Annotated in this window: 14 protein-coding genes; all 14 read left to right on the top strand. The window is 35.7% G+C overall.

What is annotated here, in order from left to right; all coding sequences use genetic code 11:
* Nucleotides 1–65 precede the first annotated feature (65 nt).
* The 14 genes from CKV67_RS13465 (at nt 66) to CKV67_RS13400 (ending at nt 11,590) form a co-directional block, all read left to right on the top strand.
* Nucleotides 66–473: a DUF2712 domain-containing protein gene (locus CKV67_RS13465; protein ID WP_014093836.1), complete on the top strand. Its 408-nt coding sequence runs from the start codon at nt 66–68 to the stop codon at nt 471–473.
* Nucleotides 474–538: 65 nt separating this feature from the next.
* Nucleotides 539–1,324, top strand: coding sequence for a membrane protein (locus CKV67_RS13460; RefSeq protein ID WP_014093835.1), 786 nt, complete (start codon nt 539–541; stop codon nt 1,322–1,324).
* Nucleotides 1,311–1,844 (top strand): hypothetical protein, encoded by a 534-nt coding sequence (locus CKV67_RS13455; RefSeq protein ID WP_231923522.1) that lies wholly within the window; start codon nt 1,311–1,313, stop codon nt 1,842–1,844. The genes CKV67_RS13460 and CKV67_RS13455 overlap by 14 nt, the downstream gene beginning before the upstream one ends.
* A 177-nt stretch (nt 1,845–2,021) precedes the next feature.
* Nucleotides 2,022–2,771 carry a hypothetical protein gene (locus tag CKV67_RS13450; protein ID WP_014093833.1) on the top strand — a complete coding sequence of 250 codons (750 nt, stop codon included), beginning with the start codon at nt 2,022–2,024 and terminating at the stop codon, nt 2,769–2,771.
* Between the two features lie 11 nt (nt 2,772–2,782).
* Entirely contained in the window at nt 2,783–3,427 is a 645-nt protein-coding gene (locus tag CKV67_RS13445; RefSeq protein WP_014093832.1) for an ABC transporter ATP-binding protein, read from the top strand.
* Nucleotides 3,424–3,912 carry a hypothetical protein gene (locus CKV67_RS13440; protein ID WP_025280112.1) on the top strand — a complete coding sequence of 163 codons (489 nt, stop codon included), beginning with the start codon at nt 3,424–3,426 and terminating at the stop codon, nt 3,910–3,912. The genes CKV67_RS13445 and CKV67_RS13440 overlap by 4 nt, the downstream gene beginning before the upstream one ends.
* A gap of 139 nt (nt 3,913–4,051) precedes the next feature.
* Nucleotides 4,052–6,118 carry a BglG family transcription antiterminator gene (locus tag CKV67_RS13435; protein ID WP_014093830.1) on the top strand — a complete coding sequence of 689 codons (2,067 nt, stop codon included), beginning with the start codon at nt 4,052–4,054 and terminating at the stop codon, nt 6,116–6,118.
* 191 nt (nt 6,119–6,309) lie between these two features.
* Nucleotides 6,310–6,744 (top strand): PTS sugar transporter subunit IIA, encoded by a 435-nt coding sequence (locus tag CKV67_RS13430; protein ID WP_014093829.1) that lies wholly within the window; start codon nt 6,310–6,312, stop codon nt 6,742–6,744.
* Between the two features lie 2 nt (nt 6,745–6,746).
* On the top strand, nt 6,747–7,019 hold the full coding sequence (locus CKV67_RS13425; protein ID WP_003749745.1) for a PTS sugar transporter subunit IIB: 273 nt from the start codon (nt 6,747–6,749) through the stop codon (nt 7,017–7,019).
* Between the two features lie 25 nt (nt 7,020–7,044).
* Nucleotides 7,045–8,343, top strand: coding sequence for a PTS ascorbate transporter subunit IIC (locus CKV67_RS13420; RefSeq protein ID WP_003726308.1), 1,299 nt, complete (start codon nt 7,045–7,047; stop codon nt 8,341–8,343).
* 69 nt (nt 8,344–8,412) lie between these two features.
* Nucleotides 8,413–9,405, top strand: a complete 993-nt coding sequence (locus tag CKV67_RS13415) for a phosphotriesterase family protein (protein ID WP_014093828.1) — start codon at nt 8,413–8,415, stop codon at nt 9,403–9,405.
* A gap of 12 nt (nt 9,406–9,417) precedes the next feature.
* Nucleotides 9,418–10,167 carry a creatininase family protein gene (locus tag CKV67_RS13410; protein WP_014093827.1) on the top strand — a complete coding sequence of 250 codons (750 nt, stop codon included), beginning with the start codon at nt 9,418–9,420 and terminating at the stop codon, nt 10,165–10,167.
* Entirely contained in the window at nt 10,127–10,846 is a 720-nt protein-coding gene (locus tag CKV67_RS13405) for a KDGP aldolase (protein WP_025280111.1), read from the top strand. The genes CKV67_RS13410 and CKV67_RS13405 overlap by 41 nt, the downstream gene beginning before the upstream one ends.
* Complete coding sequence (locus tag CKV67_RS13400; protein ID WP_014093825.1) at nt 10,847–11,590, top strand: SIS domain-containing protein; 744 nt, start codon at nt 10,847–10,849, stop codon at nt 11,588–11,590.
* Nucleotides 11,591–11,656 lie beyond the last annotated feature (66 nt).

The raw sequence follows: 11,656 nt of genomic DNA, 5'->3' as shown, positions 1-11,656 counted from the left end.
ATTAGATATTTACAATTTGTGATATATTCTTCCTGTACTTAAATAATTTACAGAGGAGAGAAAAAATGAAAAAGAAATTAGTTGTTTTGGGGTTAGCGGGTGCAATGTTTTTATCGGGAATGGGAATTTTAAATGTAAGTGCAGCGAATTATTCAGATACAAAATTTAGTTTTACGTTAGGTAGATTAGGTGGGAATGACTATACTAGTGCTAGACAAAAACAGAATACCACGGCTTCTTATGTGAAATTAAACTCAATAGGAAAAGGAACAATGGACGCGTGGATTTTAAAATCTAATGGTGCCAGTGTTCGAAGTAGAGAAGTTACTGTGTCACAAGGTAAAAGTAAAAAAATTGCCAATTACGCATATGAAGATTATGGTAAATGTAATGTTAAATTAGCTGCTGAAACTAGTAAGCTTCAGATTGTTAGAGTTAGTGCTACGGGTCTTTGGAGTCCAGATAGCATTTAAATAGTTATAGGGTAGGCTTCTTAAAATAAAGAGGGTTACCCTATATTTATAAAAGGAGATATTAAATGAATCAATTTTTAAAAATAGAATTTAAGCGAGTTTTTAAGAATAAATCATTTCTTCTAGCACTTGCACTTGGAATGTTTATCGTGATAATACAGCAAATAACAGTAGCACGCTATTATTCACCTACAGAAGAAAATGTTTTTATATATTTAACTGGTTATAATACTACTGGGCTTGGGACAAATCTTTATTATTTATTGCTGCCATGTTTAGTCGCGTTAGCAGGGGCAGATTTATTAGGAGAGGATCGCCGTACTGGTTTGGATATATTTTCGCGGATAAGAGGAACGGACAAACAGTATTACTTTTCAAAAAGTATCGTTGCGTTTGTTGCTGGAGGAGTGGCATTTTGCTTGCCGTTGATTGTGGAGCTTTTTTTATTAATGTTAGTCTATCCATCAGTTCCTTTTGATTACTTTGCATCTGAAGTACCAGTAACATATGAAGAGATGTTTGGAAATGTTTTTTATAACAGCCCAATTACTTATGAGGTGATATTTCTTGTAATCGGTTTTGTTTATAGTGGATTATTCGCGTTACTGGGGATTTTAGTTTCCTTTTTTAGTTCTAGTAAATATGTAGTGCTATTAAGTCCGCTAGCAATTTATTATGGAATTTGGATTGTATTTTCTTTAGGCGGTTATCCGGAGGTCAGTCCGTTTGGTTTTTTAACTCCAAAACAAGCATATCCTTTGAACTTCCAAGTTATTTGGATAGAATTTCTGCTTCTTTTTGTAGTGGCAATCATCGGTATTGCTTGGAGTGTGAAAAATGAAAAGTCATAATTTAATTAGGTCGAATTTTGATTTTAAAAAAAGAAAATACTTATTATTATTACTACTATGTATATTTATTATTATAATACGTTTATGGTATACAGGTAATATTGGAATGGATGTTCTTTCTACTGTACAAAGTTCTGTATCAGTAGAAGTTTTGTTTATGATTTTAAGTCCGTTTTGTTTATGGTTAAATCAAGTATTGTATTTTCAAAATAGAGAATTTGCTGTTGTTAGAGTTAAAAATAAATATAACCTCTGGAAAGTGAATGCGACTGTGATTTTTTGGAATGCCTTTCTCATTGCTATAATGAACAGTATATTAAGCTTTGGAAGTAGTATGTTGAATAGAGAAATAGCGATAAGTGCTCAAATGTTACAATTATATATATATTCATTTATTCTATTTTTGTTAGGATTGATACTTATAGGAATTTTGCAGAATATTTTAATTGTTCTTACAGAGAATAAGGCAATTGCTTTTTTCTTGTATTTCTTGTGTTTTTATTTGATATTAGCACAATAAAATTACAGAAAGTTTCCAATCTATTTGTAGTTAATGATAGAGACTTGATAGATTTATATTCTTTTGCCGGACGAGTTTTATGTTTGATTAGTGTGCTTATCGTTTTATTTTGGATTAACTGGTTTCTAATGGAAAAAAAAGATATGTTCCGGACTTCGAAAAAGAAGGTGCGTTAGTATGTGGTTATTCTTTAAACGAGAAATATTATGGTTCCTTCAAGTGAATCAATTGAAAATAGTCGGTTTAAGTTTGCTTTTAATATTGACAGTTATAGTGGATGTGCTAAATACAAAAAATGGATCAGGTACAATAGCAGATGCGTTTCTAGGATTTTTACAACAAGAGAATAGAACGGATAACCCGATTGCAAGCAACTTGAACTGGATTATTATTCAAAGTTTACCTGTTTTCCTATTTGGAAGTTATTTTTACACGGAATTGTTTATGTTGGAAGAATTTGTCACGATACGTTTTAACAATAGGAAATTAGCCTATTTTTCTAAAATTCTACTAATTATTACAGTGATGTTAGTCTATTACTTAACGTTCTTTGGTTTAGTCATTCTTGTTAGTTTTCTTTATGGTATTACTTTTAATTTACAGCCAGTGTTGCTATATGAGGGTTTAAATCTATCGTTATTTCAAATTGGATTTTGCTTTTTTGTCGGGGGAATAGTGCTTATATCTATGCAATTATTGCTTTCGGTAATAATTAAGCCATTCTTTGCCATTATAGTTGCTCTTGTAATGATTATAATTAACTGTTTTGTTACGAATTATTGGATTATAGGAAGTACTTCTAATATTGCCAAATTTGTTGACGTGAATAATTGGTTTGTCATAAGTATTCAATTAATTTATCTTCTTTTGGCAACGATTATTGGTGTAATTATCTATCAAAAAACAGATTTATATAAACTAAATTAGGGAGAATATCTATGAATTATATTAAAGTTAATCATTTAACAAAGATAATTAAAAATCATACTGTTTTGGAAGACATTGATTTTGAGCTAAAACAAGGTGGGATTTATTCGTTTATAGGCCATAATGGTTCAGGAAAAACAATGTTGTTTAGAGCGTTATGCGGTTTTATTGCGCCAACAAGTGGTGACATTAATATTGATGGTGTAGCTATTAATGAAACTAAATCTTTTCCAGAAAAGACAGGAATTATTATTGAAAATCCAGGATTTTTAGCTAATTATACAGGATATCAAAATTTGGAATACTTAGCTTCTATTAGAAATCAAATAGGAAAAAAAGAGATTCTTGATGCGTTAGAAAAAGTGGGGCTTTCTGGAAAAGAGGATGTAAAAGTAAAAAAATACTCGCTTGGAATGAGACAAAGACTTGGTATTGCTCAAGCGATTATGGAAGATCCAGATTTGCTAATATTTGATGAACCAACAAATTCACTGGATAAAGCAGGCAGTCAAAGTTTTATTGACTTGATTTTAGATTTAAAAGAAAAAGGAAAAACTATACTATTAGCCAGTCATCATATTGCTGATATTGACGGGATATCAGATGAAACATTTGAAATGGAAGCAGGTCGAATAATAAATAGGAGAAAAGAATGAAGAAAATAATTGGTGGGGTTTTGATTGTTGTGCTAATAAGGCTATTTGTTTGGCGTGTGTATGATTTAAATGCTAATGCTTTTTCATACAAGGATAAAATACATTCTAAACAAGAAGTTTTTGAACTAGCGAGCGCGGAAATAAGTGTCGAAAATGCAGTTGTTATTGAGGGTGCGGAAATAAATAAGTATGTAGATGAGGATTATTATAAAAATGATAGTGAAGATTTTCTTCTAGTTCAATTATGGTCTACAGAAAAAAATATTGGAATCTCGGATTTTCAATTAGGGTATCAAAATTTTGTGACGTTATCGGATATTTCGGCGATAAGTCATGAATTTGATGAAGCTAAGGGACGATACAAATTTAATTTGGGATTTAATGTTCCTAAAGAGTTAATAAAAAATAAACAGCAATTCATCCTAGCTGTTCCTAGTAAATATTGGAGTAATGGAGTAAGGGATATTATAGAGATTAATTTATAAAGAAACCGACAAAGTTGCCCAGCTTTGTCGGTTTTTTATACATAAAATAAAAATATACTTGAAAAAGTTCACATTTTCGCATAACCTTAAGATAGACATATCTTTTTACCTTCTAGACCGAAATCAAGGAGGTAGACCAGTGGTACAATTTGATGATAGAAATATTACGTTGCTTGATTCACTTGTAGTGGCGAACGTATATCTTGCTCCGGAAAAGCTACAAGAAGAACTAGGCATTTCTAAGCGGACGTTGCAATATGATGTGGAAAAAATTAATAAAGAACTAGATACTATCGGACTTGATGGAATACAATCTGTTCGTGCGCAAGGCTATTATTTGTTAGAAGATGAAAAAGTGACAATTAAACAATTGCTTGAAAATAGGGAGACAAGGCATAAAGTCTTTACAGCAAGTGAACGCCGGATTCGTATTTTATTTTTCCTGCTCGTAACTGATGCTCGGGTAATTATTGATACGATAAATCAATGCAATGAAGTTAGTCGTAATACCAGTTTGCAAGATATAAAACAATTGAAGTTAGCGCTGAAACAATTTAATTTAGAACTCACATATGATCGCAAACACGGCAATATGGTTTTGGGAGACGAGCGTAATATTCGCCAATTTTTCATTCATTACTGCATGAATAACGAAGAAATTTCAACAGCGGATCAGTTACTCAATTTGATGAAAATGAAACCGATGATAAAAAATCAGGAGTTATTTCCTAGTTTAGATAGGATTTTTGAAATACTAGCTGCTACGGAGAAAAAAATTGGCATTCGCTATACAGATGAAGTTATCGAGCGAATTGGTATCATGATTTTCTTCTTTAAAGAACGTATGAAAAAAAGTTGTTATTTGAATGACCAAGATGAAAATGAAGTAGATTCTTTTGAAATAGCACAAGAAATTTATTTAGCGTTACAAAAAGCAGAAGACTTTCGAATGAAGCGTGCAGAGATTGCTTATTTAGGGAAACTTTTACTTGGAGCCAGTCGGTTGAATGATGCTGCTGCGGTGGAAGGAAAGTTAAACCTTATTGTCGAAAAAATAATTGCTGAATTTGAGCGACTAGCTTGTGTAAACTTTGAAGATCATCAGAACTTGAAGAAAGATTTACTCTTACACTTGCAGCCTGCTTATTATCGATTGAAATTTCAAATTGAGTGGATTAATCCCTTACGAGCGGATATTAAACAAGAGTATAGCGATGTTTATGAGATTACCAAAAAATCATTAGAACCGCTAGAAGAATTGCTTAGTGAAACAATTCCTGAGGATGAAGTGGCCTATGTGACGATCCTTTTTGGAGGGTATTTATCACGGAAAAATAATACGCTAGTAGAACGAAAAAAATTATTGATTGTATGCTCTAAAGGTGTAGGGACTTCCAGAATGATTGAACGCCAATTGTCACAGTTACTAGGTGAACGAGTAGAGATTTTAGAGCCAATTTCGATTCGGGAGTTTGAAAAAGGGATTTATTCACCAGATTTTATTGTCTCAACCTTACCAATTATCGAACAGAAAGCTCCAGTGTTTATCGTTAGTCCAATTGTGACAGAAGTACAAAAACAACAACTTATGAAGGCGATAGCACCACATATTTTGCAAAAAGATTCAGATGCGCGAATGCTCTCATCTGTTCTTGATGTGGTTGATCAATATGCGAAAGTAGAAGACCGTGAGAAGTTAGCAGCGAAGTTAAAATCTGTTTTATTCCAAGTCAAGTCAGATAGCCAATTAGAAAAATCACCAACACTAAAAGAATTGTTGCCAAAAGAGCGAATTACTTTTAAAGATAGTGTGGCTGATTGGCGTGAGGCTATTCAGATTGCTTCGAAGTCTCTCCAAGAAGAAGGTTATATTTCGAAAAATTACCAGACTGCAATGATTGAAAATATTGAGAAACTCGGACCTTATATTGTTATTGCCCCAGGGATTGCACTTCCACACGCTTCTGCCGAGGACGGAGCATATCGAGTAGGTATGAGTTTACTGCGACTGGATCAAGCTGTTTCATTTTCAAGTAAAGCGAAAGATCAGGTGAAACTAATTATTGTGCTCGCTTCCATTGACTCCTACACACATATTAATGCACTAAGTCAGTTAACGAATTTAATTATGAAACATCACTTGCTAGAGCAGATTGAAAAAGCCACCACAGCTAGTGAAATTGCCGAAATGCTAACAATAGAATAAGTTATTTAGCCAGTAGAAGTTGCAACACTCCTACTGGCTTTTTTGTATGAAGAAACATGGATTTGTAACAGTCTACTCTTTGCACATTTGAAAAGAAAGGAATTGGGCTTTTTTAAACAGGTGAGCTACAGCTATAATAAGAGTGTAAGTTATTGATAGCGCTATCAATCAGTTAGAAGGGATGAAGAGATATGTCTTTTTTGGATAAAGAGCTTGTAAATCTGCATGGATCAGCAACAAAAGCTGACGAAGCTATCACACAAGCAGGAGAATTATTAGTAAATGCAGGTTATGTAAGCGAACAGTATGTAGAAAAAATGGTGGAATCTTATCATGAAAATGGTGCGTACTTTGTCATTGCACCTCAAATAGCCATACCGCATGCAAGACCAACAGATGGTGTAGAAAACTCAGCGGTATCTCTAGTCGTATTAAAAGAAGGCGTGAATTTCGGACACGCCGCTAATGATCCCGTACGATTAGTATTCGGACTCGCAGCAACTTCTAGTGAGGCACATTTAAAAGTCATTCAAAAAATCGTTTCCTTGCTTAGTAATAACGATAACATTGAAAAAATGATTCAAGCAGAAGATTACCAAGCAATTGGAGAACTAGTGGAGGGATAATTATGAAAATTTTAGCAGTGTGTGGACTTGGTCAAGGTACCAGCTTAATTTTACGAATGAATGTAGAAACGGTTTTACGTGAAATGGGAGTGGATGCGGATGTAGAGCATATTGATGTCTCAGCAGCTCGCTCGATGAATGTGGATATCATTGTGACAAGTCAAGAATTAGCAGAAACACTGGGAACAGATACAAGCGCCAAAGTAATTATTGTTAATAACTACTTTGATAATGCCGAAATTAAAAATGCGTTATCTGCCGCAATAAATAACTAAATTAAGATAAAAAGGTGGGAAAAAAATGGAGATTATTACTTGGATTGCCAATAACTTTTTTGGAACCCCAGCTATACTTTTAGGATTTATCGTGCTTCTTGGGTTACTTTTACAAAAGAAAAACTTAAGCCAAGTTATTAGCGGAACTTTCAAAGCTATTATCGGATTCTTAATTATTAATGCCGGGGCCGCTGTTATTACTGGCTCACTCGGGATTTTTGAGCCGATGTGGAAAGAAGTGTTTGGACTAGAAACGCCGCCACTTGCAGGTTTTTTAGGACAAGAAGCTTTTAATGCTAAATTTGGTAGTGCCGTTACACTGGCGATGACACTCGGATTTTTAGTCAATGTGTTATTAGCTAGATTCACCCCGTTTAAATATATTTACTTAACTGGGCATATGATGTTTTGGACAACAACGATTTTTGCTGGGATTACAGTTCAAGCTGTTGGCGGAGACATACCATTTTGGGGCCTTGTACTCTTCCTAGCAGTTATTATGGGACTTTACTGGACATTACAACCAGCGATTACACAACCATTCCTACGTAAAATTACCGGAAATGACAATGTTGCGTTAGGACATACTTCTTCCAGTGTTGCAATTTTATCCGCGTTACTTGGGAAGGTATTTGGAAATAAGAAAAATGATGCAGAACATATCAATTTACCAAAGAAATTAGAGTTTTTAAGGGACTCCAACGTTATTACCGCTCTTACCATGGGGATTTTGTTCGTAGTTGGCGCAGTAATTCTGATGGTGAAAAAAACTCCAGGAGCAGAAAAATTAATTGCGGAAGCTGGTAATCAAAGTTTCATCGTTTATTCCATCGTGCAATCATTTACTTTTGCAGCAGGGATTGCGATTGTACTTGTAGGTGTGCGGATGTTTATTGGGGAAATCGTACCAGCCTTTAATGGGATTGCTACAAAACTAGTTCCAGGAGCTAAACCAGCGTTAGATGCGCCGATTGTTTATCCATATGCACCGAACTCGGTAATTATCGGTTTCGTTGGAGCATTTATCGGAGCAATTATTTGGTTAGTAGTACTTGGAAATACAGTTGGCTATGTATTCGTGCCAACGATGATCGTGCTCTTCTTCCACGGAGCTGTTGCTGGGGTGTTCGGTAACTCAACTGGTGGTGTCAGAGGTGCATTAATAGGTGGATTCTTAACAGCTACGGTTGTCGCCTGGGGTCAATATATCATGGTAACCTTCTTTATCAATACGACAGTTCCAGATACAGCAATGTGGGCTGCCGATTCAGATATGTTCATCCTTGGACCAATTGTTAGCATGTTAGCGAAGTTATTCTTTTAGGTAAAAATCAAAACCTCTTCCTTGTCTAGCATTCAAGAGGAAGAGGTTTTTTGAAAGGAAGTTATAAAAATGAGCTTTATTCGTACTTTTTATGGAGATATTTCCCCGGACCAATTGGGGTTCACTTACTCACATGAACATATTGTTTGTGTTCCAGCTTACTGGAAAGAACGCAACGCAGATGATTTACTTTTAGATGATAAAGAAAAATCACAATTAGATGTACAAGACTTTGCTGATTTAGGCGGAAAAACCATTGTTGATGCGACTGCGGTTGATTATGGCAGAAGAGTAGCAGAAGTCGCTCAAATTTCCAAAGAAACAGGAATCCAAATTGTGGGTACGGCAGGTTTTAATAAAAGTTTCTTATGGGACGGGAAAATTAAACCAGAGCTTAAACCAATTATTGGTGATTTTGAAAGATACTATGACTGGATTGAAGCAACCTCTATCGAAAAATTAACTGAATTTGTCGTAAGCGAAGTAGAACAAGGTCTAGAAGGGACAGTATACAAGGCCGGGCAGGTGAAATTTGGAACAGGCTACAATATGATTACCCCTTTAGAAGAAAAGACGATACGCGCCGTTGCAAGAGCACACCACGAGACAAAAGCGCCAATTCATTCGCATACGGAAGCTGGGACAATGGCTTTAGAACAAATCGAAATTTTAAAACAAGAAAATGTCAATCTCGAATATCTTTCTATTGGCCATATGGATCGCAATTTAGACCCGTATTACCACAAACAAGTTGCAAAAACAGGTGCCTTTATGTCATTTGATGGAATTGCCAAAATTAAATATGCGCCAGAAAGTGCTCGAATTGCTGCGATTCTATATCTGGTATCAGAAGGATTTGAAGACCAAATTCTCGTAAGTGGCGATACCGCGCGGAAAACCTATTATAAACATTATGGTTACGGACCAGGTCTTGAATATATTGCCAAAAAATGGGTTCCTCGTTTTATTGATGAAGCGAACGAAAAAGGCTTTGATGGAGAAAAATTAGTCCGAAAATTCTTCGTAGATAACCCAGCAAGATGTTTTACATTCAAAAAATAGGAGGCGAAATCTGTGTTATATGCAGATGAAAATTCATTTGATATTGGTGCGAAAATCACAAAAACAACGCCAGTAATCTTGCCAATCGGAGCTGTTGAAGCGCACGGGCCACATTTGCCACTAGGAACAGACAATATTTTAGCGTCAGAATATTCTGCTAAAATTGCAGCTGAAACAAATGCTTTTGTACTTCCCGTGTTACCATATGGCCAAGTTTGGAGCTTACAAGATTTCCCGGGAAGCTTAACTGTATCCAATGAAACTGTCACGAAAATGGTCGTCGAAATTGGTGAAAGCCTATACCGACAAGGGTTTCGCTTATTTGTTCCAGTAAGTGGACACCTTGGAAATATGGCGGCTTTAAAAGATGCAGCTCGAGAATTATACGCTAAGTTTCCGGACATGATTACGTTGCATATTTTTTACCCTAATATCCAAAAACTTGCGATGGACGTTAGAGAAGGCAAAGCAAGTCACCATACTTACATTCATGCTTGTGAAATTGAAACATCGCTCATGCTCTACCTATCTCCAAAAAACACGGATATGACTCGGGCAATTGATGATCCGCCAATTTTACCGATTGATGCGGATTACAAACCAACGCCGTGGCAAAACTTCACCAAGACAGCCGTTCTAGGAGAAGCAACCTTAGCAACGGCTGAAAAAGGCGAATACTTAATTGAAAAAACGTTAAAAACATGTGTGGAGTTGATAAAAATTGAACAAGAAAAAATTCGAAAATTTACCGAAATGGAATGATTTTGCGCTATTTAATTTTTTAGCAAAAGATAAAGAAAATGGGAAAGAAGTAATGGATGCAGCACGTGGTTACGCGGTTCCGGGAATTGTTGCAACCAACTATGAGACTGCCGAAGAAGCTGCAAAGGCAATGAATGAATTACAAGCAGTAGCGGAAGTTGTGAGTGTTGGTCTAGGTGGCGGCGGTGATTGGAATAACTGGCGCAATGTTCTTCATATTGCTCGTCTAAATCCAGATTGTCACATCAACCAGCCGATAGAAACAGCAGGCTTAACGAATCAGTTATTACCAGAAACTTACACAAATGCTCTAGTTCGTCCGACTGGAAAAATTGGCATCGTAAAATTATCTTCTGGTGATGAAATTACTGCCGAAAAAGCCGTAGATTATTGTCTTTCTGCAGGCATTCCTTCCATTAAATTTATGAGCATTGAGGGAACAAAGCATTTAGACGAACTTATTTATTTAACAAAAGTAGCTGCTGACAAAGGAATTTATGGTATCGAGCCAGCTGGCGGAATCGGCGCGGAAAATATTCATGAAATAACTACAGCCATAAAAGAAACCGGAATTCCTTTTTATATGCCACATATTTTTGGAAAAACAATTGATAAAACGACTGGAAGAACGAAACCAGAAGAAATCGAGAAAATCATGGCAGCATTGGAGGAGAAATAAATGATTAACAATTATATTGATATTACCATTCGTATGCTTGAAAATATTCTTGAGAATGAAGCCGACTACGTAAAAGAAGCAGGCGCAAAAGTTGCTGAAGCGATTGAAAATGATGGGATAATACATTTATTTGGGTGTGGACATTCACACATTTTGACTGAAGAAGTTTTTTACCGAGCTGGAGGACTTGCGGCAATTCACCCAATTTTGCATGAGCCATTAATGTTACACGAGGGGGCGGCTGCTTCTTCTGTACTTGAACGAAAAAACGATTATGCAAAAACATTCATGACGGAAGAGGATATTCGCCCAGGAGATGTTATGATTGTGTTATCTACATCAGGCCGTAATCCAGTGCCAATCGACGTAGCAGAAATCGCCCGTGAAAAAGGAGCTTTCATCATCGTTATCACTTCCCTTCAATATTCAATGAGCCAAAAATCCCGCCATACATCAGGAAAACGTTTATCCGACACTGGTGATATCGTTATTGATAACGGTGCGGTAAAAGGAGATGCAGTTCTAAAATCGGCTAACTTTGATATTCCATTTGCACCCACTTCAACCGTAACTGGCGCAGCAATTTTACAAGCTATTTTCGCCGAAGCAATTGAAAAAATGGTAAATGATAATTTCACACCACCAGTATTTATTAGTGGAAACATCGAAAATGCAGATGAGCATAACCGAGCACTCGTTAAAAAATACACACCGCGAATCCCGCTGCTTGGAATGAATTTATAAATCTTAATCTAGGAATCTTTGTATTCCTAGATTTTTTTTATTATAATACACCTATAAGCTCATGTG

The organism is Listeria ivanovii subsp. ivanovii (assembly GCF_900187025.1).
GTDB lineage: Bacteria > Bacillota > Bacilli > Lactobacillales > Listeriaceae > Listeria > Listeria ivanovii.
The sequence above is the reverse complement of the archived record's forward strand: the minus strand, read 5'-3'. Positions and strand labels throughout refer to the sequence as shown.

What these genes read in the sequence shown, in the direction of transcription:
- CKV67_RS13465 (WP_014093836.1), top strand. Translation starts at nt 66, where the DNA reads ATGAAAAAGAAATTAGTTGTTTTGGGGTTAGCGGGTGCAATGTTTTTA.
- CKV67_RS13460 (WP_014093835.1), top strand. Translation starts at nt 539, where the DNA reads ATGAATCAATTTTTAAAAATAGAATTTAAGCGAGTTTTTAAGAATAAA.
- CKV67_RS13455 (WP_231923522.1), top strand. Translation starts at nt 1,311, where the DNA reads ATGAAAAGTCATAATTTAATTAGGTCGAATTTTGATTTTAAAAAAAGA.
- CKV67_RS13450 (WP_014093833.1), top strand. Translation starts at nt 2,022, where the DNA reads ATGTGGTTATTCTTTAAACGAGAAATATTATGGTTCCTTCAAGTGAAT.
- CKV67_RS13445 (WP_014093832.1), top strand. Translation starts at nt 2,783, where the DNA reads ATGAATTATATTAAAGTTAATCATTTAACAAAGATAATTAAAAATCAT.
- CKV67_RS13440 (WP_025280112.1), top strand. Translation starts at nt 3,424, where the DNA reads ATGAAGAAAATAATTGGTGGGGTTTTGATTGTTGTGCTAATAAGGCTA.
- CKV67_RS13430 (WP_014093829.1), top strand. Translation starts at nt 6,310, where the DNA reads ATGTCTTTTTTGGATAAAGAGCTTGTAAATCTGCATGGATCAGCAACA.
- CKV67_RS13425 (WP_003749745.1), top strand. Translation starts at nt 6,747, where the DNA reads ATGAAAATTTTAGCAGTGTGTGGACTTGGTCAAGGTACCAGCTTAATT.
- CKV67_RS13420 (WP_003726308.1), top strand. Translation starts at nt 7,045, where the DNA reads ATGGAGATTATTACTTGGATTGCCAATAACTTTTTTGGAACCCCAGCT.
- CKV67_RS13415 (WP_014093828.1), top strand. Translation starts at nt 8,413, where the DNA reads ATGAGCTTTATTCGTACTTTTTATGGAGATATTTCCCCGGACCAATTG.
- CKV67_RS13400 (WP_014093825.1), top strand. Translation starts at nt 10,847, where the DNA reads ATGATTAACAATTATATTGATATTACCATTCGTATGCTTGAAAATATT.